The organism is Paenibacillus sp. SJS-P3 (assembly GCF_056711585.1).
In genome coordinates this window covers 2,435,744-2,456,898 of sequence record NZ_CM160043.1, presented here as the reverse complement: position 1 = coordinate 2,456,898, position 21,155 = coordinate 2,435,744, and the positions used below count along the sequence as shown (strand labels likewise).

General features: G+C 49.1%; 16 protein-coding genes and 1 pseudogene. 6 read left to right on the top strand and 11 right to left on the bottom strand.

All coding sequences use genetic code 11. The features are described from left to right. The first annotated feature begins 140 nt into the window (after window positions 1-140). A complete protein-coding gene (locus tag AC06G8_RS11275) occupies window positions 141-641 on the top strand; it encodes a DinB family protein (protein ID WP_480285333.1) in 501 nt (166 codons plus the stop codon). An 11-nt stretch (window positions 642-652) separates the two neighbouring features. Here the strand turns inward: AC06G8_RS11275 and AC06G8_RS11270 are convergent, their stop codons facing one another. The 5 genes from AC06G8_RS11270 to AC06G8_RS11250 form a co-directional block, all read right to left on the bottom strand. After that, a complete protein-coding gene (locus tag AC06G8_RS11270; RefSeq protein ID WP_480285332.1) occupies window positions 653-838 on the bottom strand; it encodes an alanine racemase C-terminal domain-containing protein in 186 nt (61 codons plus the stop codon). Between the two features lie 75 nt (window positions 839-913). Then, window positions 914-1,567: a C40 family peptidase gene (locus AC06G8_RS11265; RefSeq protein WP_480285331.1), complete on the bottom strand. Its 654-nt coding sequence runs from the start codon at window positions 1,565-1,567 to the stop codon at window positions 914-916. A 231-nt stretch (window positions 1,568-1,798) separates the two neighbouring features. Further along, a complete protein-coding gene (locus AC06G8_RS11260; RefSeq protein ID WP_480285330.1) occupies window positions 1,799-2,719 on the bottom strand; it encodes an ABC transporter permease in 921 nt (306 codons plus the stop codon). Next, window positions 2,716-3,591, bottom strand: a complete 876-nt coding sequence (locus tag AC06G8_RS11255) for an ABC transporter permease subunit (protein WP_480285329.1) — start codon at window positions 3,589-3,591, stop codon at window positions 2,716-2,718. The genes AC06G8_RS11260 and AC06G8_RS11255 overlap by 4 nt, the downstream gene beginning before the upstream one ends. Window positions 3,592-4,304: 713 nt before the next feature. Beyond that, entirely contained in the window at window positions 4,305-7,226 is a 2,922-nt protein-coding gene (locus tag AC06G8_RS11250; RefSeq protein WP_480285328.1) for a family 78 glycoside hydrolase catalytic domain, read from the bottom strand. 145 nt (window positions 7,227-7,371) lie between these two features. Here AC06G8_RS11250 and AC06G8_RS11245 point away from each other — a divergent pair, with 145 nt between their 5' ends. After that, a complete protein-coding gene (locus tag AC06G8_RS11245; protein WP_480285327.1) occupies window positions 7,372-8,253 on the top strand; it encodes a helix-turn-helix domain-containing protein in 882 nt (293 codons plus the stop codon). Window positions 8,254-8,332: 79 nt separating this feature from the next. On the opposite strand, the gene AC06G8_RS11240 is transcribed toward AC06G8_RS11245, so the two are convergent. Further along, the gene (locus AC06G8_RS11240; RefSeq protein WP_480285326.1) at window positions 8,333-9,220 is read right to left on the bottom strand and encodes a helix-turn-helix domain-containing protein; all 888 of its coding nucleotides are present in this window, start codon (window positions 9,218-9,220) and stop codon (window positions 8,333-8,335) included. 139 nt (window positions 9,221-9,359) lie between these two features. On the opposite strand from AC06G8_RS11240, the gene AC06G8_RS11235 reads away from it, so the two are divergent. Next, window positions 9,360-10,136, top strand: coding sequence for a phytanoyl-CoA dioxygenase family protein (locus AC06G8_RS11235; protein ID WP_480285325.1), 777 nt, complete (start codon window positions 9,360-9,362; stop codon window positions 10,134-10,136). Window positions 10,137-10,607: 471 nt separating this feature from the next. Here AC06G8_RS11235 and AC06G8_RS11230 read toward each other — a convergent pair whose 3' ends face one another. After that, a complete protein-coding gene (locus tag AC06G8_RS11230) occupies window positions 10,608-11,420 on the bottom strand; it encodes a serine/threonine protein kinase (protein WP_480285324.1) in 813 nt (270 codons plus the stop codon). 379 nt (window positions 11,421-11,799) lie between these two features. On the opposite strand from AC06G8_RS11230, the pseudogene AC06G8_RS11225 reads away from it, so the two are divergent. After that, a pseudogene (locus AC06G8_RS11225) lies at window positions 11,800-12,472 on the top strand (SDR family NAD(P)-dependent oxidoreductase). A gap of 202 nt (window positions 12,473-12,674) precedes the next feature. On the opposite strand, the gene AC06G8_RS11220 reads toward AC06G8_RS11225, so the two are convergent. Next, a complete protein-coding gene (locus tag AC06G8_RS11220; RefSeq protein ID WP_480285323.1) occupies window positions 12,675-12,857 on the bottom strand; it encodes a hypothetical protein in 183 nt (60 codons plus the stop codon). Between the two features lie 310 nt (window positions 12,858-13,167). On the opposite strand from AC06G8_RS11220, the gene AC06G8_RS11215 reads away from it, so the two are divergent. Both AC06G8_RS11215 and AC06G8_RS11210 read left to right on the top strand, forming a co-directional pair. Then, the gene (locus AC06G8_RS11215) at window positions 13,168-13,551 is read left to right on the top strand and encodes a VOC family protein (RefSeq protein WP_447664031.1); all 384 of its coding nucleotides are present in this window, start codon (window positions 13,168-13,170) and stop codon (window positions 13,549-13,551) included. Between the two features lie 76 nt (window positions 13,552-13,627). Further along, on the top strand, window positions 13,628-14,170 hold the full coding sequence (locus AC06G8_RS11210; protein ID WP_447664030.1) for a GNAT family N-acetyltransferase: 543 nt from the start codon (window positions 13,628-13,630) through the stop codon (window positions 14,168-14,170). Window positions 14,171-15,119: 949 nt separating this feature from the next. Here the strand turns inward: AC06G8_RS11210 and AC06G8_RS11205 are convergent. The 3 genes from AC06G8_RS11205 to AC06G8_RS11195 form a co-directional block, all read right to left on the bottom strand. Then, the gene (locus AC06G8_RS11205; RefSeq protein ID WP_480285322.1) at window positions 15,120-16,826 is read right to left on the bottom strand and encodes a hypothetical protein; all 1,707 of its coding nucleotides are present in this window, start codon (window positions 16,824-16,826) and stop codon (window positions 15,120-15,122) included. 146 nt (window positions 16,827-16,972) lie between these two features. After that, window positions 16,973-18,976: an AAA family ATPase gene (locus AC06G8_RS11200; RefSeq protein ID WP_480285321.1), complete on the bottom strand. Its 2,004-nt coding sequence runs from the start codon at window positions 18,974-18,976 to the stop codon at window positions 16,973-16,975. A 381-nt stretch (window positions 18,977-19,357) separates the two neighbouring features. Beyond that, window positions 19,358-20,788 carry an ApeA N-terminal domain 1-containing protein gene (locus tag AC06G8_RS11195; RefSeq protein ID WP_480285320.1) on the bottom strand — a complete coding sequence of 477 codons (1,431 nt, stop codon included), beginning with the start codon at window positions 20,786-20,788 and terminating at the stop codon, window positions 19,358-19,360. Window positions 20,789-21,155: the final 367 nt, after the last annotated feature.

Below are 21,155 nucleotides of genomic sequence, written 5' to 3'. Positions count from 1 at the left end.
TTTCCCAGTACGGCTGAAAAGAAGCGAAGCAACGAACCGAATTTCAGGAGCGGCTTGAGCTGCTCCTGTGTTTTTGCATGAAGAGGAAAACAGCCTTCTTTATCCAATTGAATGTAAAAGAAAAAGAGGGAGGAAATCCAATGGAGACCAGAAATGCGGTTTTATTCGCACAGCTGCATGCTTATCGCGGAGAGCTCATGGACATGATCGCGGACGTATCGGAAGCGGAAGCAGAAGAAATTCCGGCTGGCTTCAAAAATAATATCCGCTGGAATTTGGGACATATCATCATCGATCAATATTTATGGATCCGTGCGCTCACCAAGGAAGACATGCCGGTTCCGACGACTTTCACTGCATGGTTCGGGTACGGTACGGGCCCGTCCGCGTTCACGTCTGATACGCCTTCCTTTTCCGAGCTTTCGCTCATCCTGCAGCGGCAGCCTGCCATCATTGAAGAACGCTACGGGAATCGGATGCAGGAAGAATTCGCTCCGATCGATATGGGGATGCATACCATCGAGCAGGTGATGATTCGGACTATTTTTCATGAAGGGCTGCATATCGGGGCTATTCAGGCGATCAAGAGGCAATTGGCCAACGGGGGCCAAATGCCGAGTGGAAGGCGACATAAGGCTTGACCGGCTTCAGCTTAAGACAGATACATCCGCTCCAATCGAGGTCCCAGCCTGCTGATCACCTCGTTCACGATCGTTCCGGCGGACGCCGCTATGTCGCCGGCCGTAATGGCTTCGGCTCCGTCCCGGCCGATCAGCGCGGCAGCATCTCCTTGCTTGACTCCTTCGATCCCCGTGAAGTCGACCGTCATCTGATCCATCCGCCAAAAAAAAGCCCTCTGCTTTGAACAACAAGCAGAGAGCCTTCTATGGGATTCATTCTGGAAGCAGACATGTCAGCTATGTCTGGACGGATTCCATTTTGATCTTTTTTTGCCTTCTGAAGAGACCGGCTTTGCCGATTCAGCCGATTTGCCCGTCTTTGCAGAAGATACGGAGGCCGGCTCGTCCGATCGAGGGAGATCTATCGTTCCGCTAGCGCCTGGAATGACATGACGAGCGGTCACGAACGTGTTGTCCCAAGTACTGCCGGCAAAAGTCGAGACGGTGACGCCGATGCCGACACGGTAAGTATGAAGCAGCTTGCCGTTTCCGATGTAGAGGCTAACGTGATTGATGACTCCGTCTCGATTCGTATCCGAGAACACGAGATCGCCCGGCTGCAGCTTGTCTTTCGCTACCGGTGTGCCGACAGCCGCTTGCTGTTTGGACGAGCGAGGCAGATCGATGCCGTTTTTCTTGAAAATATATTGCATGAACGAAGAGCAGTCGAAGGCATCGGTTGATCCGGAGCTTGCCCCGAATTTGTACGGCACGCCCAAGTATTGCTTTCCCGTTGCAATAATAGCATCCGCTGCGGAAGCTTCCGCTATCGCAGCATGAGTCGTGTTCGGAGCCAAAAGCATACTTCCGGAAAATGCCATGGACAGGCTCAGCGTAACGCCATGCAGCTTGGTTCTCACTCGATTGTTGCGAGGTGTAAGGCGCATGGTTAAGTTCCTCCCGCTCGGTAAAGTAGGTTGATAATGGCTGTCTTGATCGCTTGGGAACACCATAACACAGCCCCAATCCCCACTACTTCCCAATGTGGACGGAAATCCTGCCCGACCTTGCGGTTGAGCCCGATTGTTAGAAAACCATGAGAAAAAAATCATCAAAGCCATATTGACTATGGATCCATACCAAGAAGAAGGAGAGGTTACGTTCATGCGTACAGCAAGTTAAAGACGGGAGGGCTTCGTGTATTTTTGATTGAACAGGGTTTGAAGGCCTCTGGCGAGCAGCTGGAATCCCAGAATCAGGACGAGGTAAGCGGCGAGAGGAACAAACAGGATCCAAGGGTAGACGTCCAGACTGCTCCGTCCAGCCGCGATCAGTCCGGCCCATTCGTTGGTGCGGCTGTTGTATTCGATCGGATCGAAAGTCATGACCGTACCTCCAACGAACAGATGGAAGATGGCCAATTGCCCGAACAGAGTCAAGACCAGCACGACTTCCTGGACGATCAAGATCAGGAAGCTGTCCTTCAAATGAGGAAAGAGATGCGCGCCGATCATTTTCCGATGACCCGTACCGATCGATCGAGCAGCGAGGATGAATGGCTTTTCTCGAATAAGCTCCGTCTTTTCCTTGATCGAGATGGCAATCGACGGAATCCCGATGGCAGCAAGCACAACTCCCATTATCACGCATAATTGGATCGGCGAGAGGCTGGAGTTGATCGACAATCCGGCCAGCAGCAGCCAAATGACCAAAAAAATCGGAATTCCATTCAGCAGCTTCAAGGCTGTCGCCGGCTGTCGGCGTTTTGCCGGCTTCCTGGCGAAATAGCCCAGCAGCATGCCCGTGATCCCGCCGAAAAACACTCGTGCAAAAGCGATCGAGACGGCTAGAAAAATCGTGTACTTGGCGCCAACCAAAATGCGGGTCATCAGGTCGTAGCCGTAAAAGTCGGTTCCAAGCGGGTATTCCTTGCCTGGAGGCAGCGGCGGCGCAACGATTGTTCCCTTTCCGCTGCTGTCGACTGCATACTGAATTTTCAACGGCTCGTCCAAATCATGCTGGATAAAAAATGTGCCGAAAATGGCCACGCCTATAATTGCGGTTGTGAGGATCAAACCTGCCAGCAGCGTTTTGTTCATCGAGACAACACCTTTTCCCATCCCCATAGATAAGTTTTCAGCAACGTATAAATAACAGCGTAAAGAAGAAGAAGCGTGAGGAGTCCATTCACTACAAGCGGGAATTGGTAGCCGCTCGATGAGTAGACATTGCTGAACAAGAGCATCGTCAAGCCATGCAGATTATACAAATACTCCACGATAAAGATATTCCCGATCAAAATCCCCAGAAACTTATGTAGATCCGCTCTTATGAAAGGAAGCACATTGGGAAGAGCGTGATAGAAAACGATGTAGAGCTTCCTTAATCCGCGGGCTTTGGCAAAGCCGATATAATCCTCGGCCAGCGTATACGTCATCTGCATCGTTACGTTTCGGATCATATAGCTGGCCGGAATGAGAATCGACGATACGAGGGGAAGCACGATCGCAGGATCTTTGACCGATAAGGTCGCGATCTGAAAAAGGACGACTCCTGTTTTCGACGCCACGAATACGACCAGAAATTGAAGGAGGAGGATGGATACGAAGTCGGGCATCGCCCCCAGAAATTCCACGATCCGCTTCAGCCATTCCGCGCGGGATAACGAGAAATAAACTCCGATCAGGACGCCTATCGTCGTGCCGATCAGAGCTCCGCAGGCGAGATAACCGAATGAAATGAGGAAATAGCTTCCGACCTGCTCCCAGAAGGAAAGCGTGTTCTGTCCGGATAGAAACCGGAAGGAATCGCCGGTGCGGATGCCGGAAAAATAATCCTTCATGCTTGCCGCGCTCTGAGGCCAATCGAGCCGGATGGAGTGGCTCCCGTCGGGCTGGAGCAAGAGGGGCAGCGCGGCCATGATCAAGACGAGGATGAAGACCATAGGAATGCTTAAAACAAATCGGTTCATTTTTGACATCGCTATCTCTGGATTCCCTTCCTTTGGAAATTCCATTAAGTATATCTTTTAAAACCTTGAAAAGTCTAGATTTGTTTCGTATCCAATCGAGAAGCGTTTCGTTGTAGCGGAATTGGCGTCGGACCGCAGCGGCCTGAATGAGTCCATGAACGCCCTGTACGATGTCATGCTGGCGCATCCCGAGCTTGGAGCGACCGATGACAACGGCGAGCCTTTGACCTCAGAAGGCAAGGAGGAGCTCGTCGCCAATGCTGTCGACTCCATCAGCGACGGCCTTGAATCCGGCCTGGACAGCATAAAAAGAAATGGAGCCTGCACATCATCCTCGGAGCTTCGATCAGCGTCGAGAAAGAAAGCTGCACCCAATATGTCACGCTTGAGCGCAAGGTCGGCTGAACGGATCTGCCGCTAAACGATCTGCCGTTCCGAGCATGCCCGGCCAATTGACCGAAGCTTTGACTCGCCGGTTTTTGCAACCCATCGCCGATTGAGTTTCATGGAATGACCAAGAACGCGTATCGGGATCCGGACAAGCCTTCCAAGGCTTCCGGAACCGAGCACGCGATCTTTTGTTTGCCTGCCCTTGCGGAGAGGAGCTTCAACTCATGGGCCTATAGCATCTCGCTGCATCGCCGGCAGGGTGGCCGGTCATGAGCATATCCAGCGGCGATGCGGCGAGATGCAGCCGGCGCGGCCAACGACCTTCACATCCGTGCCGTCATGAAATGCTCCACTGTACCGGTATGGCCTTCCGGCCATCGCACTTGAATGGCGATATCGGATGGAGCTTCCACCCGAAGCGAAATCGAACTCCCTGCAACCCGCCAGCTGACGCTGATCTCGCCTCCGTCCGGCAGCGGCACGATGCCTTCGGCCCAGTTCAGGCCTGCAGGCTGGGGAGCGATCTCAACGGAACTCCAGCCTGCCGACAGCTTGCGGACGCCGAGTATGGACGCGCCGAGAAAATACCCGGGAGCGGCAGACCATGCATGGCAGTGGCTGCGGGTCAACAGATCTGGATTGGCACGGTTCTCCGCGAAATCGGGATACATCTCCCAGCAGGTCGTCGCGCCATGCTCCAGCATCCGGCCATAGTGGAGGCGGATGTCGTCCAGCATAAGCTCATGGCGGCCCAGCTTGGAGAGCGCCTCATAATAGAAGAAGCTCATGAACGGGCTTCCGATCTGGACCCATTGAGCCGGCGGCTCCACAAGATATTGCTCCAGAGCGGTCAAGCGCTCTCCGTCCGCCGCCTCGCACAGGTAGGCCGCGACTTGAGTCTGCATGCTGAAGATAGAGGACCGCCTGCCGTCGGCATGGATGCAGTCCAGATATGCTTGCTGCCGCTCATCCCAAAGGTTCTCGTTGACAGCCGCCTGCAGGGACGACGCTTGCTCCCGCCAATGATGGGCCGTGCCGGCTTCGCCTGCGGTCTCGGCCAGACGGGCCGCCTGGCGAAGCGCCTTGATCATGAACAGGTTCTGATGAGTGACGATGCCTTCGCCGGGCTGGTCGATCGGAGCCCAGTCGAGCAGGTTCCAGCCCCGCATGTTCAGCAATCCGGAGCTGTCAATGTGGGAGGAGTAGGCCTCGATCGTCCGGAGGACATGGGGCAGGATCTCGCGGGCGAACTCGATGTCTCCCGTATGCTCGACGAACTCCTCGCAGGCGATGATCCAGAAGAACGTCCAGTTGGGAATGACGCTGCTCCAGCCGCTCGGCACCTGGTCCAGATACAGCGGCGTATCGGAGGCGGAGCCCGGAACTAGGTTCAGGCAGCGCTTCACGATCTCTGTCGCTCCGAAGACATAGTAGTTGACCAGCGCCTCGTTGCGCGCGTCGCCTACCCAGAACACCTGCTCGTACGAGGGACAATCGACGAACGTGTCTTCCATGCACAGCCTCGTCGTCCGGCGGCTGATGCTCCAGATCTCGTTCAGAAGGGCATCCGAGCAGCGGAAGCTGCCGTTGTCGGCTGCGGGATAAGAGCTTTGGTGGAAATGAATCTCCTGCAGCAGGACGGGACGAGCTGCAGATCTTATCGTCAGGATCAAGTAGCGGCAGCCCCGGCGGACGGGGGACAAATAGCTCTGCCTGCCCTCGCGGCATATGTAGCGCAGCGTGTTGTCCAGACCGTACATATGCTGCCGGAAGTCATGCTGCATATGCTCGATGCCGTAAATATCCACGACCGTTCCTGCAGCAGCATCCAGCTCGAAGCCGATGAAGCCGGAACGCTGCTCGCCGAGATCGATGACAAGCTCGCAGTCCCAGCCCGGGAACAGCGGCAGCTCGGCAGGCTCCGGCACAGGCAGCACGGCGTTCTGAAGCGAGACCGGCACGGCCAGCCGCTCGTGCTCGCGATGCCAGACGCTGAGCCCGAAGGCATCCTGCCCGGTAATGAGGCGGGGATCGATGCCGCGAAGCCAGCCTTTCAGATCGGGATCGTCCATCGAGACTTTGCCTTCCTTCAGCCGCGCATAGAGGAGATGACCCGTGTCCAGCTCTCTGCCGGCTTGATGATCGACATGCTTGACGGCGTCGAACGGTCCGATTGCGGCAAAGGGAGCACGCGGGGAGGTCATATCCGGTAAGCCCGCAGCAGAAGCGGAATGCGCCTCTCCTCCGGGCGCTTGCGCTGGAGCCGACAGAGCGAACGGCACATCCGCATCCACGCCGAGATGGAAGCTGCTTCCGTGGTCGCCGGAGGTGACGTCTATGAGCAGCGTATGGGGACCGGCAGCAAGCTCCAGATCGTAATAACGTTCCGGCTGGACGCCCCGGTGCGCATCGATGGAGACGCCGTCCACGAGAATGCCCCCGGGCCGCGCTCCTCCGGGGAATCCGATCGTGACTCGGCCCTTGTCCTCAAGCTGCAGAATAGAGGCCAGAAATCCGCAATAGCTGACGGGATTGGCGTGGCCGGCACTGTCCGGAACCATGACTGTCCGCAGATCGATGGCGGCCATGAAGGCAGGAGGCTTGACGCGGCTCAGCCTGGCAACCCGGGAAGGATAGCGTTTCTCTTCCGTCAAGAAAGGGATGTCGCGGGAAACGAGCTTTTTCCATGGCCCTTCTCCAGCAGCGCAGACGGCTGCCGCAGGCGACCAGTCCATGAGTCGGGATGCTCCCGTCATCCAGCCCTCGTCCTGCCCGCCGGCATCGATGACTTCGGCGAATGCCTGCTGGCAGGACATCCGCGGCGAACTGGGCAGCTGGCCTCCCAGCAGGGCGGTTTCCCAGTCCTCGCCGGTAGGCAGGCTGATCCCTCGGGGCGTCTGGAGCTCAGCAATGAGACCGCCTTGCCCGCGCAGGTAGCAGAAGTTAGAGATGCCAAAGTGGAGCACAAGCACGGCAATCGTGTTCCGCTGGCCGGGCTTCAGCAGGCGGCCGATATCGTAGCTGTCGTAGGACTGCTCCTCCGGCCAGGACCTCACCGGCCCGCGGCCGGCCAGGACGCCGTTCACATAGAGGACGTAGCGGGAGTCGGCGCTGATGTGGAGAGTGGCTTCCTTCTCCGCAGCGGGCGGGTGGTCGAAGCTGTGGCGGAAGCAGCGCCACTCGTTCCGGGGACTCGCTTCCAAGCCTCCCCATATCCATTTGGCTTGCCAAGTGCGTTCGGTCATGATTGCTCCGCTTCCTTTCGGGCTGGGATGGACTGAAATGGCATTGATTGCGTTGTCATTTTCTTATTGTAAGCGCAGGCATTTGTTGAAAAGGGGTTGATCCGGCCAAATCTGTTGGTTATCCTGACAAATAGGAGGGATTACGATGGCGCAGCAGTCGGTTGCGGTCACTCCGGCGCATCTGTTCTTCGACGACAATCGCCCTTACTATATCAACCGGGTATCGGAGTCGTTCGAGCTGCAGCTGCACCGGCATGAATTCACGGAGATTTGTCTCGTGATGGAGGGAGCGGGGGTGCATTATATCGGGGAGCAGTCCATGGATGTGCAAGCCGGGGATGTCTTTGTCCTGCCGCTGGGAACCCCTCATGTATTCCGGCCCAGATCGACATCGTCCAGGTATCCGCTCATGATCGGCAACTTCATCCTTGTTCCCGGGCAGGCGGAGGCAGCGCTGAGCAGCTTCCCGGGCCTGGACGAGCTGCAATCGGCCCGGAAGGCGCTCAATCTGCTGCCCGGTTCTCCGGAATGGTTCCGGCTGAGGGATGACAGGGGCGTTATCCGCCGCATCATGGAGGAAGGACTGGAAGTGCTCCGGGATAAGCGGCCGGGAGGTACGGCGCAGCTGCATGCTCTGTTCATCCTTCTGCTGGCGGAGCTGGAGGTACACTGCCGTGGAATGGCAAAAAGCTCTTGCCGGGGGAGCGGGAGCCACCCCGGAATCGAAGCGGTTCTTCGCAAGCTGCGCAGCGATCCTTGCAACCCGTATCGGGCGGAAGAGCTTGCCGGCGAGGCGGGACTGAGTGTCCGGCATTTCCACCGGCTGTTCGCCGAAGCGGCCGGCAAGCCTCTCAGCCGCTTCGTGCAGGAGCTGCGCATCCGTGAAGCATGCCGCTTGCTCCGGAGTACCTCAATGGGCGTGGAGCAGATCGCGGAGGCATGCGGTTACCAGGATCGCAGCTTCTTCACGGTCCTGTTCCGGCGGCATACAGGGCTGACTCCGCGGGAGTACCGGGAGCCACGATAGCCCCGTTCGGTTGGGCAGGTGGATCTTGAACGATAACGATATGCGCCGAAAGATAAGCCGCTTCCGATGAAGGAACGGCTTATTCGGCATGCGCAGGATTGGCCAAACGCGCCTGTCGGCGGAATACGCCCGGCGGGACATGCATCATGGAAGTGAACGTGCGGGAGAAATAGTGGACGGAAGAAAAACCGGCCATCTCGGCAATCTCTTTGATCGGCAGCTCGGATTCGTTCAGCAGGCGTGCCGCTTCGCGCAAGCGCTCCCGGCGGATATAACCGGTGAAGCTCTCGTGAATGCCGCCCGAGAACAGCCTGGACAGATGGCGTTCGGACACATTGAGCATCGCCGCCATCTCAGGCAGCGAGAGCGGCTTCGACAGATTGTCTTGGATGTATAGCTTGGCCCGGCGCAGAATCATGTTGTCGCGCGGAATGCCGGCCTTGGGCGTGGATGCCTGCTCTCCGAACAGCGCAAGGAAAGACAGCAGAAGCGCGGAGGCGGCTGGCGCAACCGCTGTGCCCGGTAGATTGTAACGCTCCTCATCGCGGAGCAGAAGCGATTCCCAGAGCAGTGCGGTCGGCGAGCGGGAGCCGTCCTCTACGCAGACTCGGTCAGCATCGGCCAGAGCGCGGAATGCGGCCAGCGTCTCCGGATCACTCTTGGCTTCATCGGGCTCAAAAGCGACAAATAGAATGCTGAGTCCGTCTTTCGTGAGAATTTGATGCGTCACGCCGGGACGGGAGAGAAACAGCGTCCCGCTCCTCAATGCATATTGCCTTCCATTATCCGTATAGGTACCCGTCCCTCCGAGCACATAGCAAGCCTCGAAAAAGGAATGCTTGTGAACCGGATTGCTGTGCAGCCGCTCGTCGACTCCCCAATAGTAGATGACAAAGCGGGCATTCGGATGGATCGCTTCCATGATCCGGCTGTTCAGCATGGCATCACTTGCCTGGTATCGGTACATCGGCTTGTCCTCCAGTACAATGATGGCGTCAACGTGCAAAAACCAGACGCCTATTCGCAAAGACGTCCATCGGGACTTTGACTATGATTATAAGCAAGAACCGCTTGAAATCAATCTTTCCTTTTAAGGAGGAGCATGCATGATCAGTCAGCGTGATGTAGATTTTTACAAAGAAAACGGGTATCTGCTCGTCAAAGGAGTTTACGGCCAGGCGGAAGTGGAGGAGATGCGAGGAGCGGTGGAGCGGATCATCCAGCGTGCCGCCCAGGCCAAGCGGGACGACAACTCCGCCTGGCAAGGCGACTTCCTGCCTCCGGCGGAGCTGAAGAAGCTGGTGCTCAAGGGCTTCCACGACGTCCATTACCATGAGGCCTGCTTCACGCGGGCTGTCATGCACCCGAATATGACCGCGATCCTCTCGCAGCTCATCGGACCCGACGTCCAGCTTCACCACACGAAAATGCTCGTCAAGCCGCCGGAAAACGGGGCTGCCTTCCCGATGCATCAGGATTATCCTTACTTCCCTCATGAAAACCATTCAATGCTGGCGGCGAGCGTGCACCTGGACATGGCGGACGAGAAGAACGGCTGCCTGAGGGTCGTGCCGGGCTCGCATGCCCAGGGCAGCCTGCCGCATGTCGGCTCTTACTATTTGAACCACAAGGAATATCCGATATCGGACGGACTGCCATGCCCGGCGGAGGCAGGAGATGTGCTGTTCTTCAACTACTTGACGATCCACGGCTCGGATGCGAACCGCAGCGAGCGCACGCGACGGAATGTGCTGTTCCAATACAAGGACGCTTCGGATGAGCCAACGGAAAATGTCCATATCGACTGGGGCTCCGGCCTTATGGTATGCGGGGGCAATCCGCGGTTTGACAAGGCGAGGCCTGATTTCAGCATCAAGGAATAGGGACTCGAAGACGCGAAGGTTGTTTGATACGACACGCCTTGGAATACGTCAGCGCTTCTTAGGGAACTGCCCGATCTTGCCATCACGGCGGATTGCAGCCATTGGTGCTGCGTAACAGAAACTCGTCCATATTGACCGGATCCGCGCGAATAAATTGGAACCACGCTGCCGAAAGCGCGTAGTACGGATAAATCCAAAGGAGGAATGAAGACATGATCAGACGTTTTATCAATAAACTGTTAGGGTCAGCCCAGCATTCCAAGCATGGACGCCATCGGTACAGCTCCAGCAGCGGAAAAAAACATTACGGCCACAGCCGGCTCAGCTCATCCGATCAGGCGTATGGACATAAAAATAACGGTCACAGCTATTACAAGAGCCGTAAAAGAAGCTCCAGCTGATGCTTCACCTGCATCTGCCCCTGCACGATTCATCCTGCATGCCCAAGCCAACCGTCCACCGGTTGGCTTTTTATAATACCGAATGTGGATACCGGCATTGCTTCAGATCGAGCATGAAGGCATCAATATCCTCATATGGAGCCTCAATCCGAAGAAGTCTGCGAAGAAGATGCCGAGCCGCAGAAGTCAAATCCAGCTCTTGCTCCCATCCCATGTCGGCCTTCTTCGTCGGATGATAGCTTGAATACAGCATGAATAGCAGCAAATGGCCTATATCCAACAGATCGGCTGCGGGATCAGCGTCTTGAGACAGCCTGGTGCCCGACCGGAAAGGCAGCTCCAATGCTGCAGCCTCGCCGATCGGCCTGGCCAAGCCGAAGTCGATCAGATGAATCCGATTCCCGCTGGCAATGACATTAGGAATGCGGATATCGAGATGCACATACCCTTGCTGGTGGACATAAGCGACAATCTCCATCAGCTTGCAGATGAAATCCAAAGCTTCTCTCTCCGAAAACAGCTGGCCTCGCTCAAAGATCAGATCCTCCACCGTCTGTCCTCTGACAAACTCGCTAGCCAAATAGAGCTGGTTCTTATAGTCGAACAAGTCCCAAGCGCGCGGAATGGACGGATGACGCAGCTTGGCCAGCACATTCATCTCCCGCAGCAGCAGCGCCCGGCCGAGCTCTCCCTTGCTCGGCTTGGCTTGCTTCATCGCCACTTCTTGTCCCGAATGCAGATCCAAGCATCGATAGGTCAAGCCGAAGCTTCCGATGCCGAGCAGCTCGATAATGCGGTATCGGTCCGCAATTACATCGCCTTCCTGTAGGGGATAATCAATCCAAGCCTGATAGAATCCCCTCAGATATTTCAATACGTTCATGTTCATCTCCTCACAGACCAATGCGAGTTTTTTCACGTTTCTTTGAAAGCGGATAATTGGCACAGGGAACGATAGCCTCTCGATCCGTTCAGCGGATCAATCGGGATTTCTTTTAATACGGGATAAAATAGCTTCCGTTCTGTGAAATTGCGGACGGAAACGATTCTCCGAAACCTTCTGTGCCAGTACGGGGATTGATCGGAGTTTTTGCGAACGAAACCGCTATAGGAGCCTCATATAGATGAGCTTCAACCCCTCAAACCGGATTAAAATGCCGCCGGGATTTGGGTCAGGAATACGGCAATTAGGAATGGATGATCGCGAGTTGGTCGGTGCCGCTGGACATTAGGAAGGAACCGTTACTTACTTCTTCCGCGGAATATTTGGCCCTTTGGCAAGCCTTTTCCGATCTTGCAGGCGACACTGCAGGGCAATCGCCATGGAGCTTGCCAGGGAAGGCCGACGTACGGATAAACGGACGGGATTATGCAGAGGTCGAAAAATGGGCAACGAAATCAAAACAGCGTTCCCGGCGACCTCTCCTCAAAATGCTGCGGCCGATATTGTGGATGTTCAACAGAGAGAAGCCTTGTTCGAAAAGTATCCCGAGACTGATATTCTGGTTAACACGAATTATCTAAGTTTTATCTGCCTAAGATGATCGAGAACAATTTCGGCCGCATCATCTTCAGTGCCAGTGAAAAAGCGGTCATGCCATCCGGACAGATGCCGCAGTATGCGACGACCAAATCCATGCTGTTGTCCTTGTCCAAAAGCTTGTCCAAATTAACGAGAGGAGCGTAAGTCAGCACCAATACGTTCATGCCGGGACCAACCCTATCGGAAAAGGTGCATCAAATCATTGAGAGCATCTTCCCCGATGAAGAGATGTTTTCGCGGAAAAAGAAATCGACTTCATGACGAACAATGTGCCCCAATCGGAAATTCAGCGATTTATCAGGCCGGCGGAAATCGGCAGATTGGCCGCCTTTCTAAGCAGCCCTTATGCATCCGCCTTAAAAGGCTCTCCGATCCGTATGGATGGGGGATGATGCCGACTATTCTCTAACGTTTAACCCGCCAAGAACCTACCGGCATCAAACTCCCGTACCTGTGCATCTTTTTTCACCCGCATTCATCGAATGGAATGCGGGTCAAGGCATGTCAAGATTCGTGTTTCTGTCTTTCTCCCTGTCCTTTTTAAGCTGCATAGCTGCAATCGGCACCAGCCCGCAGCCGGCCTATCGAGTGTTGCTAGGATCCGGCGGCTTTACGGCTTTTTCGCTCTTCTTCCAGGCTTTGCATCTCCTCTTCCGCTTTGATGATCGAGAAGTAGCCAAACAGATCTCCGATCACATTCAAGGTGAGTCCGATTTTAGCTAAGTCCAGGGAGGAGAGTTCGTTGGTCAATAAGGTATTTTGTCTGGGTTTGGCCACAACATCACCCCATAAGTCCATTTTTCTCAATATATGCCGGTGCGGTTCTGCGTTCCTATGCGACTACCCAATCGCAAGAATAACGACCTTTTTTCTCCCTTAGCACTGGGCGAGTTTTTTTATGTATGGACCTCAAATCAACCATCAAAGCGACCACTGTCAATCCCTGGATCAGGCCACAGCGAGATAGACAAGATGCTCATGAAGGAATAATCAAAAGGAAATCGTTGGCTCCGTGGAGAAATGATTGTCATACTAATCGGCCAAGACACGCCAATTGAGCGGGAAGGGGCCATGAGGAGGCAAGTCCATGTTTGAGTATGAGTTTTTGCATCATGTCAGCCTTTCTGTCCGGAATTTGGAGCAGGCCCACAAGTTTTATTCCGGGCTCCTGGGCTTCAAGCAGCTCGAGCGGCCGCCGTTCGATTCCAAGGGAGCTTGGTACGCGGTCGGCTCGCAGCAGCTTCATCTGCTGGAGAATCCCCAAGGAGAGACGCTGCGGCGGGGGCCGATCGATACGATCGACGGGCATTTCTCCATTTGGGTGAAAAGCTTCGCGAACACGATCACCGAATTGGAGGCAAAGGGAATTTCTTACGAAGCGAGGCCAGACAGCCTGGCGGGATTCTCTCAAATATTCGTGCTTGATCCGGACCACAATATCATTGAGTTCGGTGCCGCTTACGGTTCCTGATTGGACTGACGGTATAAACGAGAATTCATCCCGTGATATAATGAACCATATATTTTCATGAATAGGGATGATGCAGATGTTGGAGCAGCAAGTTTACGTCCGGTTTCCAGAGGAAGCCGACGCCAAAGATTTGTCTGAACTTTACAAGCGTAATCGGGAGTTCTTTGAGAGATTTTCTCCAAGCAACCAGGATGAGTACTATTCGGAAGAGCATCAGCTCCAAGCGATAAGAAAGAGCAAGATGGATATAGCGGAGGATCGTAAATACGAATTTGTCATCTGCCGCAAAGAGAACGACAGGATAATTGGCAGCGTAGGGCTTGCCTTTGTGGCGCGGGGATCGCTGCAGAGCTGCATGATCGGATATAGCCTGGATCAGGCTTATAATGGCAAAGGCTTTATGACAGAGGCAGTAATGCAGGTGGTTCGTTATGCATTTGAAGAGCTGAAGTTCCACCGCATCGTAGGAGAAGTCTCTCCCAGGAATCCCGGATCGATTCGCGTGCTTGAGAAAGCCGGTTTCCACAAAGAAGGCATTTCCCGCAGCAACTTGAAGATCAACGGGGTGTGGGAGGATCACCAGGTTCTGGCTCTTATCAATCCTTCCGGGGATGTATAGGATTCAACAGGGTATATCTAATGGCGCTTAGATTGATAGCGTTTTCATAAATTCTGTTCCCAGGGAACCTATAGGATTGCAATGTTACAACATGAAACCGCGCCTGGCGCGGTTATTTTTTATCCTTATAAAAATATGCGGACAGTCTTCATAATAACTCTAATATCGATACAGCGGAAAAATCGTCTGGCATTAATCGCGGTCTGGACGTTGTCGATTTTAAGAGCATCGACCGCGGTTTGGACGTTGTCTTATTTTTAAGAGTTGTAAGTTTGTTGCTTTAAGCCGCGATTGGGATGCGCTAAAGGTAGTGTTAAAACCGATATTGAAGAGCTATTTGGGAGAATTGGGGAACAAAGTGCATCGGACCAATTAGAGCACAACAAGCTTGAAGTTTAGCCTCATTCGTTATAGATGTTCACAAAACTCGTATTTTGTACATATGTCTATAATTCTGATTAATCCCTTATGTAGCACTACTTTTTATTTAGTGTCATACACTATATAGCTTATTTTCGGCGCTATAAATTTATAAGTTCGTATCGTCCCCACAACTATCGGAGATCAAGAGCTTATATCTGCTCGTATGCCTCTTCATACCTCGCCGGCATCATCTCCAGTATCGCGACCTGCTCGATCATCCCCAGCTCTTTTTCCGACGGCGCTGGGTCCGGCCATTTCATCGCCATAAAATCACCCATGGAGAGTATTATATGACGAACATCCGTTCTTATTCCGGAAGAGAATACTGAAGGTCACCCAAACGGAGAGATGACCTTTACTTTTGTATCTTCACCAGCCAGTTTGTCAATCGAACTACCCGGTTGGTCAATCGAACTAAGATGCGCTCAACAAATTGATGAACAGTTGTAATGCTACGTTCCCCGTTAGGATTATATTTTGTGTCCCACAAAAAAGAGCCTTTTATTCAAGGCTCTTTCAAGTTAACTTATTCAGCATCAATATAGTCTTGACATGATTCGCAAAAATCAGAAGTACCTATGAATTCCTCGTCACATCTCATGCATGTTGATATTTCATTCTCATAACCGCAGGATGCACATGTACCATATGATAATATGCTGTCATCAATACTTACAGTTAATTCTCCACAATTTTCACATGCATCATTACAAATTGGATATTTGTCTCCGTCTTTTATACTTGCATATTTGCCAGACTCGAGTTCGTCGATATAATTAGTGAAATAATGATCCAAATTCTCAAGTATATTCTCTTTCAATAGATTAAGTTCTGCATCGTCTAAATATTCTTTTGTAGTTGGTTTATAAAAACCATCTTCTGGGCTCCATTCAGCATTTCCATTTCTCCATTCAACCTTACAATCTTCAATAGCCTCGCCTTCAGAATTAACCAATTGAACCAAAAACACACTTGTTTCTCCAGCCTCTCCTGATAACTCTTCGGTCTTCACTTGGACTATAATTTTTTTTTCGTCAATTTTGCTTTCAATTTCTAGAATGGAGCTAAATTTTTCAGGAATAGAAATAGGTTCATCCTCAACAGTTGATTCAAGATCCAGTCTATTTATTTCTTCCTCTATATCCACAGCAAATTGATAGAACAACTTTTGCATTATCTGCTGAATTCGATCTTCAGAATAAACCTTAACTCCTGCTGCATCATACATTCTTTGCTCAAGTTCAAATTCCATTACCAATTCGTGAGCCTCACGCATCTGCTCGTCGGAAACCTTCGAAGATTGGAAACGTTTGTCAGCTTCTATGATGAGACTTTCTACCAAATTTACATTTTTCTCGATTAATTCAAATGCATGAAAGTCCAAAAGCTTATTGTGAGCGATATGATTTCTATACTTACAATATTCATCCCATGCTTCAAGAAAATCAAAAGTATCAGAAATGCTTTCTTCAAAATCAGGATTTCCTTTAAAATAATTTCTAAAAAGCGTATCCCAAAGATTTTGTTTATTTTTCAATTGCTTTTTCAGTAAGCCCATTATCCTCCCATAATCTGCTTGATTATCCCTTTCAAGTAATGATTCGATCTCGGAATCATAGGAAGGAGTCCACTCTTTTGTGGTATGTGTCATTATATTCTTAAGATGATCTGTATCGATTGCCAACAGATAGTCATCTACATTTTTAAAGTCTTTAGTAAGACTTTTATAACCACGGACTCTCTTTTGGTATGTTTCTTTAAGTTGAAGAGGAGCCAACTTTTCCCACCATTCAATACCAATATGTGTAACCATTATGTTACTTATAACACTTCGTAAAAGATTTTCTACTCGATACATTCTTCCATATAGTATTTCAGCAAAATGTATAGACTGTTCATCGTACAACCAAACACATTTTTCCCATTTTTTTAGCAAATTATCCTTTATTAGTACCTTAATACGATGTAATTCATTATTAAAGTTGGACTCAACTCGTTGAGGTTCTATGAATACTATAAGCTGCGCAACCCCATCGTATGTGTTTAAAGAGAAATTGGCGAAGAAAGTACCACTATTAATGGCACTATCTATTTTCACTTTCCAATTAGCTTCTTTATTATCATATATTACACATTCAATAGAACTGGTTGGTTTATTTAAGATATCTATTAAATTAGTTATGTAGGAATCTTCTATTGGTTGCTTTGGTTTTACAACTAGAAAACGAATCAAAAATAATTCCCCCATTTCTTTGAATGATTAAAACTCAACCTCCAATTAAGTGGACAATTCATATTTCTTCTATAAAATTTGCCAAATTCTCGGATCATTGAAAGCTATTAAGCTTCTTAGTAATTCCAAATGCTTATCTTAGAGCTTTATTCACTTTCTCTATAAAAGCTTTCCACTGTTCTGTGTTCGACCCGAGTTAACGCGCCCGCATTATTATTACGAGCCCATCTGAGAAACGCTTTGGCCAACTTGTATTTTGAGAAGTCTTGAATTTGCGAAGAAAACACATCTGCTATTGGTCTTGACGCTTGAGAACTTGCTATATCCGTTACATCCCAACCAAGCTCTTCCTTTGCAACATCTACTAGTGTATCTCTTAGCAGATCCTCTACTTCTACTTTTTTAGCACTACCTTGATAGAAATCCTTGACCTGAAATATATTAGTATTCTTCAACAAAACTATTAGATTATCTTGCTTTGCGGCTTGCTCCCCCTCAGGATCAGAGTCAAACAAAGCTGCTACTTTTAGATTATGAGACTTTAGAATAGTTGCATAAAAAATAACTTTGCTAGCTGTTCCCGCAGGAATAAGGGCAATTTTATCATTGAAGCTAACAACGTTATCGCTACGTAGCATTTCAGAAATTGCTTCTATATACCAGTAGTCCGTAAGACCTTCGAAAACAAGATTTCTTTGTTGTGTGAATAAACTCTGAGCTAAATCATAGCCAAGGGCCTCTTGCAATGGCAAGATAGCATTTGAGTCTGAGGCGGTTACCGTAGTATGGACTTTTGTCCCCTTCTCTCTGCTTACCATCTCAACTACTCGCACAATGTCCAGCTCATTAGCCCCTACCATGAAAGGGGAATGGGTAGTATAAACAGTCTGGTTAGCTTCTCCAAGTCTAGAAATTGTTTTTCTAAACTCTGCTTGCTTTAGTGCATGTAGATTTAACCCTGGTTCATCCAAGAGCAAGATAGCATTTTTATATTTCCCCTCAGCTTCAGCAAAAAATATAACAAAGAAGGATACAAGCCATTGATATCCTTCAGATCTTTGATCTAATTCAATCTCAACACCCATTCCATCTTCCACAACAACTTTTAAGTACTGACCGTCAACTATAATTCTAAGTCGAGACGCTTCAGCGCGATTTTCATCCGGCATCCATACTCTATTTATTTCTGTTGTCAATTTTATACTCGCAGCATTAAGCTGATACTGCCTTTTATCGAGTTGGTCCCTATATTTTTGCCAACTTTCTTCATCTAAGTTATTTGCTGCGGCTTTTCCTAAATCAGAAAGGTATCTTGCTTCGAACCCAAGTAATTTAAGTAGACAAAGGTTACCATAATCGTAATAGAAATCGTCCAGAATGTTACTTTCGACTCTCTGAGCTAGATGTTCGAGGTGAATAAGGGGCTTTACTCTAGCATAGTTATTAAAATATACAAAAGTTGGTACGAGTTCTACTAGTACCTTTAATAGCTGTTGTTCTATTTTATAGGAGTTAACGCTAGTCTTAAGCCTATCAAATCTTTCTTCTTCTGTGACATTAGATTCATCAATGCGCTTAAAAGCAAGCTCTAACCACTCGTCTAACAAAAGTGCTCTGGTCTCATTAATTGTAGTTATTCCAACCCAGTCTCCTGTAATTTCAGTTAATTTATGCTGAAAGGATACCGTTTCCTCAACTAGCTCATTATCAACTGACTTGTCAACATGGTCTGCTAACCTTTTTAGGTCCTTAGAGATATCTGCATACACGACTTTAGGGGGATTATTTTCTAGGCGATGGTATAACTTATTATCCATTCTTTTCTCAAGCACATAGAGGCAGTCCTCAAATCTTTCTGGGAGGTCAATATTATCAGTTTCTTCAATTTTAAACTTGCCTTCTACTACAGTGATATTGCTTGATTGGACTTTTTTTGTGCTAATATCATTATATTTTGACCTTGGATAATCCCTAAGCTCATCTAGCCCTTTTACACCATCAGGAGGACTCAATTGTTGAAGTGCTTGTAAGATTGCTGTCTTTCCTGCTTCATTGGGGCCAACTAAAATAAGCTTGTTTTCTTCAACAGAAAACCAGCCTGTATCTATTATGCTTCTGTAATTTTGTACACGTGCCTCTACAAGTCTCAATGAGCTCCCCCTATTCATCTTTTTCAAATTATATCATACAGAATGTACCAAATATATTCATTTTATTCCTTGAATCTAGTAAGGCACAATATCCCTCCAGGCTTGTTTATCTTAAGTAATCTTATATTAGAATTCCGTCCTACTTATGGTACGGTTCACCGCGAATAATCTTCAACTAACCTGTCCGTTACTTCAATAAGAAAAGAAGAGAAGCATCACTGCAAGCTCTTCCGCTATCGTGTCCCGGTCTTCATACACCTTTGCGTAACGAAGGCTGCCGATTTTATGCCGGCAGCCTCATATGGAATTTATTGTGTCATCGTTCTCTGTTAATTCAATCAAAGTGAGAGGTCATCTTTAACGGTATATTTGTTTCGATTCTTACTTTTCAGCGCCTTCGAACAATGATATTCCCTTTTGCAGGGATAACAGGTCAAAAGCTTCACATTCAATCGCATTGACTAGTACTTCCTCAAGTATTCCGATTTCTCTAAATATCTGCCAAAGCACAATCAATTTCAAACTAATATTCACGTATAAGAGTTGCTGTGAAGTGAACATTTTATCTGAAAAATCTCCGAAATGAGTGTAATAATCACGATTTATCCTAATGATATCTGCGAAATCTTGTACAGAATACCCTAGCAATAAATGTGTTCGAAGATCCGCTGATATGATTTTAATAATTTCTTTGATTCGCCTTTGAAACCCATATTCATTTGCGTACTTCAGTACTCCTTCAAGTTTATTCTTAAAATTGGGGTTAAGCTCATCTTTAACTGAATCAACCATTTTATGGACAATTCTCTTATAATCTTCATCGTCCATAAATTTGTTCTCAGAAACGTTAGAGTCCCTATGTGCACTCTCCATCGCCTTTGCAAAACTAAGAAACTTGTCCTCTATGTTCATGTTTAATCCGCGTATAATTACGTTTACATAAAGCAACACACAAGATTCAATTTGACAGGAATACCACTTCTGTATAACAGTCGAAATGCTTTGTCCTAGCTCCTGAACTCCGACTAAAAACGTATTTCCAATTGGCAGTTCTTTATTAGTGTAATCTGCTGCCTGTGGTGTTACTATAGTGATATCCCTCTTATCAATACAAAAGCTAGAATATCTCATCGATTCTACAAAAACCTTTGTATTAGTTAATACACACAACAGCATTTGAAAACTTCTGATTTTTTCTTCATACCACTCAATACTCCGCGGTTCATCTGGTTCAAAAACTATTGCTGGTTTGTAGAATAGTTCGCTTTTAAACCGTGATGTTGAATTTGAAAAGCTAACTGCTGACGAAATCTTCAATCGTTCACTATCAACATATGATTCAAAAGTTTCAATATCTTTATTACATTGTATTCCTATCGGATCATGCGTAGTATTAAAAGGTCGATACCCAAGCCATGCTTTCAAATTCGTGAATTCTACAGTCAACTGTGGCAAGAGGATGTTGCTTATTGACTCGTAATGTCCTCCTTTCACAACTTTTCCAACGCTAAATCTCGTGTAAGTCTCGCCTTTGTCTAGATCAAAAAAACTAGTTGTAGTCGTATATATTTCAAAGCATTTAATAAGAGATACTGCTCCAGCAAGTGTATTCCCGACAATAATGTCATAGACTTTACTTTCTTTTCTTAACATCAAGTCTGATGGAAATTCAAACGAGCCAATAAGCTCTAGCCGTAGCCCTTCATTAGAATTTTTCAATATCCCAGACAACTTCAAATCCTCGTTTCCTGCTACCCACCATGTTCCTTGTACTTCAAAATCGTTATATATTGAAAATTCCGTATTAGCCATTCAACCCCTCCTGTCGTACTAAAGGTTTCTAAAGATATCCAAGTATTCTGAAGTCCGCATCACAGCTCCGCGCCAGTACGAACCGTTGGTTGCGCGCGGATGGGACTTTGACTTTTCGTTCTAACAAATTTCTGGAGCTCTTTATTTAGATCATTGGGATCTTCATACACCTGCATTGAGACTGCTTGTGGAGTACGGTTCTCATTTCACGTAAAGCCGTGCCTCTCCCACAACCGAAGCGGCGTTCCAATGATCCAGCTTCCATCTGCCCTGCCACGCCCTTTCGAAAATGTCGATATTTGTGTGAAGTTAATTCCACAACTTCCATCGTGTACTCGACTTTTTCTTCATTGTATCGATAAACCTT